This window comes from Micromonospora sp. BL4, from assembly GCF_003667505.1.
Lineage (GTDB): Bacteria > Actinomycetota > Actinomycetes > Mycobacteriales > Micromonosporaceae > Micromonospora.
In genome coordinates this window covers 1-4,548 of record NZ_RCVJ01000180.1, presented here as the reverse complement: position 1 = coordinate 4,548, position 4,548 = coordinate 1, and the positions used below count along the sequence as shown (strand labels likewise).

The window sequence follows — 4,548 nt, the reverse complement described above, 5'->3', positions numbered from 1 at the left end:
GCTGAGCGGGGGAGCCCGGTGAGGGTGTCAGTGGGGAGCGGTGGGGCGGGTGGGCGCAGCGCATAGGCTGAGCGGATGGTTGATCGCACCCACTCCGGCCCGAGCGAGGCGAGCGTGCGGCGGGCCCTGGGCCGGGCCGCGACCGGGCGGGCGCTGGACGTCGACGAGGCGACCGCGCTGCTCTCCGCCCGCGGTGACGCGCTCGACGAGCTGCTCCGGGTGGCCGGTGGGATCCGCGACGCCGGGCTGCGTGACGCCGGGCGGCCGGGCGTGGTCACGTACTCCAAGAAGGTCTTCATTCCGCTGACCCGGCTCTGCCGGGACCGCTGCCACTACTGCACGTTCGCCACGGTGCCGCACCGGTTGCCGGCGCCGTTCCTGGACCGCGACGAGGTGCTGGCCATCGCCCGGGCGGGGGCCGCCCAGGGCTGCAAGGAGGCCCTGTTCACCCTGGGTGATCGGCCGGAGGAGCGCTGGCCGGCGGCCCGGAGCTGGCTGGACGAGCGCGGCTACGACTCCACTCTGGACTACCTGCGCGCCTGCGCGGTCGCGGTGCTGGAGGAGACCGGCCTGTTGCCGCACCTCAACCCCGGGGTGCTGTCCTGGTCGGAGCTGCAACGGCTCAAGCCGGTCGCGCCGAGCATGGGCATGATGCTGGAGACCACCGCGACGCGGCTCTGGTCCGAGCCGGGTGGCCCGCACTTCGGCTCGCCCGACAAGGAGCCGGCGGTCCGGCTGCGGGTGCTCGACGACGCGGGCCGGGTCGGGGTGCCGTTCACCACCGGCATCCTGATCGGCATCGGGGAGACCCCGGCCGAGCGGGTGGACGCACTGTTCGCGATCCGTCGCGCGCACCGGGAGTACGGGCACCTCCAGGAGGTGATCGTGCAGAACTTCCGCGCCAAGCCGGACACCGCGATGCGGGGGATGCCCGACGCGGAGCTGCACGACCTGGCGGCGACGGTGGCGGTGGCCCGGCTGCTGCTCGGGCCGAAGGCCCGCATCCAGGCGCCGCCGAACCTCATCGCCGGCGAGTACGACCTGCTGCTGCGGGCCGGCATCGACGACTGGGGCGGCGTCTCCCCGCTCACCCCGGACCACGTCAACCCGGAACGCCCGTGGCCGCAGATCGAGGAGCTGGCCCGGCACACCGAGCTGGCGGGGTTCACGCTGCGGGAGCGGCTGACCATCTACCCCGAGTACGTGCGCGCGGGTGACCCGTGGCTCGACCCGCGGCTGCTGCCGCACGTCGGCGCCCTGGCCGACGCGACGACGGGAATGGCGGTCGAGTCGGCCATGCCGCAGGGCCGGCCCTGGCAGGAGCCGGAGGAGGTGTTCGGCGGGCGGACCGACCTGCACGCGACCATCGACACCACCGGCCGGACCGACGACCGGCGTGGCGACTTCGACAGCGTCTACGGCGACTGGGCCGAGGTGGCTACGAAGGTGACCGCCGGGCCGACCGCTCTCGCCGGTGACCGCGACCTGCGGGCCGGGCTGCGGCTCGCCGCCGACGACCCGGCCGCGCTGCTGGAGCCGGCGCACACCGATGCCGCGCTGGCGTTGTTCGGCGCGGACGGGCCGGCGCTGGACGAGTTGTGCCGGCTCGCCGACGACGTGCGCCGGGACGCGGTCGGCGACGACGTCACCTACGTGGTCAACCGCAACATCAACTTCAGCAACGTCTGCTACGTCGGCTGCCGGTTCTGCGCGTTCGCGCAGCGTGAGCGGGACGCCGACGCGTACCGTCTCTCCGTCGACCAGGTCGCCGACCGGGCGCAGGAGGCGTGGGCGGCCGGCGCCAGCGAGGTCTGCCTCCAGGGCGGCATCGACCCGAAGATGCCGGTCACCGGGTACGCCGACATCGTGCGCGCGATCAAGGCCCGGGTGCCGGACATGCACGTGCACGCGTTCTCCCCGATGGAGATCGTCACCGCCGCGGCGAAGGCCGGCGTTCCGGTGCGCGAGTGGCTGACCCAGCTGCGTGAGGCCGGGCTGGACACCATCCCGGGCACCGCCGCCGAGATTCTCGACGACGACGTGCGCTGGGTGCTGACCAAGGGCAAACTCCCGGCCGCCGCCTGGGTCGAGGTGGTCAGCACCGCCCACGAGCTGGGCATCCGGTCCAGCTCCACCATGATGTACGGCCACGTCGACCATCCCGGCCAGTGGCTGGCGCACTTCCGGGTGCTGGCGGGTGTGCAGGACCGCACCGGCGGCTTCACCGAGTTCGTCGCGCTGCCGTTCGTGCACACCAACGCCCCGATCTACCTGGCCGGCATCGCCCGCCCCGGGCCGACGTGGCGCGAGAACCGGGTGGTGCACGCGATGTCCCGGCTGCTGTTGCACGGCCGGATCGACAACATTCAGTGCTCCTGGGTCAAGCTGGGCGACGAGGGCACGGTGGCGATGCTCCAGGGCGGCTGCAACGACCTGGGTGGCACGCTGATGGAGGAGACCATCTCCCGGATGGCCGGCTCCGGCAACGGCTCCGCGAGGACCGAGGAGCAGTTGCGGGCGATCGCCACGGCGGCCGGTCGACCGGCCCGCAAGCGCACGACCGCGTACGGTCACGTCCGGCCCTGAGGTCGAACCTTTTCCCGCCACCGGCCGTACCACGACCGGTGCCCTGATCGTCTACACCGGCCGGAATCTGCACGGTCGGGAGATTGAGATCAGCCGGGACGAGGATCGACGGACCCACTCGGCGGTGCGGGAGCGCCGGGTGCGGGACGGCTCGATCCACAGTGCGGTCTACCCCGACCTCCCGGCTGGGATATATACCGTCTGGTGGGACGAGAGTACGTCCGTGGAGACGGCTTCTGTCCATGGTGGAGCGGTTGCCGAGTTCGTATGGCCGAGCAGCGGTTTCGGGGCCACCGACACCCGTACCGCATCCATTTTCGCCCGCGCTCCGTCCATATTGTGGACGGGGCGCGTACGGTGTCCGCCGCTCGACGAGCGGTCCGGGCCGTGCCGCGTTAACCTGTCCCCCACCAAGATCAGCTTTGTGGGGAGGGGGTCGTCCGGTGCTCCAGGCGTCGTCGCGTGGCTGCCTGCCGGGGGAGCGCCACGGCAGAAAAGTCGGGCAACTCGCCGGAGAGGGCGTTACTCGGCCGGGGTCTGAATCGATAGGGCAGGTTGCGAGGCTGGACGGCCCGAGTGGCCGGCCGGGGGTGTCGGGAGGGCGACTCCATTATCAAGTTTGGCTTGACGGCGCACGCATTACACGCGTGTAATTTGAATGGGGTTGTTCGCACGGAACGCAACAAAACGGGACCGGACGGACAAGCACGCCTTTCGCGTGGGGGGTTGCAGCGGCGATGACGCCGGTGCGCGACAAGGAGGCATTTGATGGACGGCCAGCTTGAGGTGGCCGACCTGCTCGGAAACGCGCCGGAGTGGCAGGAGCGGGCGCTGTGCTCGCAGACCGACCCCGAGGCGTTTTTTCCCGAGAAGGGCGGCTCGACCCGCGAGGCGAAGCGCATCTGCTCGCGCTGCGAGGTCAAGACCGAATGCCTCGAATACGCTCTCGGTCACGACGAGCGGTTCGGCATCTGGGGTGGGCTCTCGGAACGGGAGCGGCGCAAGTTGAAGCGGCGCGCTGCCTGAGCGGTGCGGAGTCGGGGCGGTGGGGGCCGCCCGGCTCGCCCGCGCGGGGAAGTGCTCAGGCCAGCTCGTCGGGGTCGACCCCGAGGAGATTCGCCACCTGCTCGATGATCACGTCATGCACCAGGTCGGCGAGGTCCTCACGGTCCATCGCCCGGAACTCCAGGGGCCGGCGGTACAACACGATCCGTGGCGGCACCTCCTGCCGACCCGGACGGCCCGGCAGGAGCCGAGCCAGCGGGACCTCGCCGTCCTCCAGCACGTCGGAGTCGTAGACGTTGAGATCCGGCGGGACGTCCTCGACCGCGAACTCGACGCCGGCCAGCTCCTTGGCGAACCGCCGCTCCAGCGTCTCGACGGTGTCCAGGACCAGGTCGTCGAAGACCTCCGCCTTGGTCCGCGCCAGCGGCACGGTCGCCGGTACCAACCGCCCACGCAACCCGCGCCCGTGCCGGTCGCGGTGGGCGCGCCGGCCGGAACCGGGGCGGCGGTGTTCCGGGCTCGTCATGAGGCAAAGGGTAGCCCCCGCGTCGGGCTGGCCAGCGGCAGCGCCGCTCCCGTGGCGCGCCGTGCGCCGCACGGGTGGATTGTGATCACCACGACGGGCGTGTCGCAACGCGAAGCGATGCGCCGGACCCGGTAATGGAGATACCCTGCCGCCGTGAGGTCACCACGGCGCTGCTCCCGAAACGGCTGCCCCCGGCAAGCGGTCGCCACATTGACCTATGTCTACAACGAGTCGACCGCGGTGGTGGGTCCGCTGGCGGCCTTCGCCGAGCCGCACACGTACGACCTGTGCGAGCCGCACGCCCGCAGCCTCACCGCACCGCGGGGCTGGGACGTGGTCCGGCACGAGGGCGAGTTCGAACCGCCGCCGCCGACCACCGACGACCTGGTCGCGTTGGCCGAGGCGGTCCTGCTGGCGCTCCGCGTCGGCGA

General features: G+C 71.8%; 4 protein-coding genes. 3 read left to right on the top strand and 1 reads right to left on the bottom strand.

Annotated elements, in window-relative coordinates; translation table 11 throughout:
* The first annotated feature begins 75 nt into the window (after positions 1-75).
* On the top strand, positions 76-2,586 hold the full coding sequence (locus EAD89_RS24265; protein WP_121677327.1) for a bifunctional FO biosynthesis protein CofGH: 2,511 nt from the start codon (positions 76-78) through the stop codon (positions 2,584-2,586).
* A gap of 768 nt (positions 2,587-3,354) precedes the next feature.
* Positions 3,355-3,612, top strand: coding sequence for a WhiB family transcriptional regulator (locus EAD89_RS24255; protein ID WP_007455784.1), 258 nt, complete (start codon positions 3,355-3,357; stop codon positions 3,610-3,612).
* Between the two features lie 55 nt (positions 3,613-3,667).
* Here EAD89_RS24255 and EAD89_RS24250 read toward each other — a convergent pair whose 3' ends face one another.
* Positions 3,668-4,117: a metallopeptidase family protein gene (locus tag EAD89_RS24250; protein ID WP_074316962.1), complete on the bottom strand. Its 450-nt coding sequence runs from the start codon at positions 4,115-4,117 to the stop codon at positions 3,668-3,670.
* A 153-nt stretch (positions 4,118-4,270) separates the two neighbouring features.
* On the opposite strand from EAD89_RS24250, the gene EAD89_RS24245 reads away from it, so the two are divergent.
* The coding region (locus EAD89_RS24245; RefSeq protein ID WP_147458863.1) for a DUF3499 domain-containing protein at positions 4,271-4,548 on the top strand (278 nt) is incomplete at its 3' end.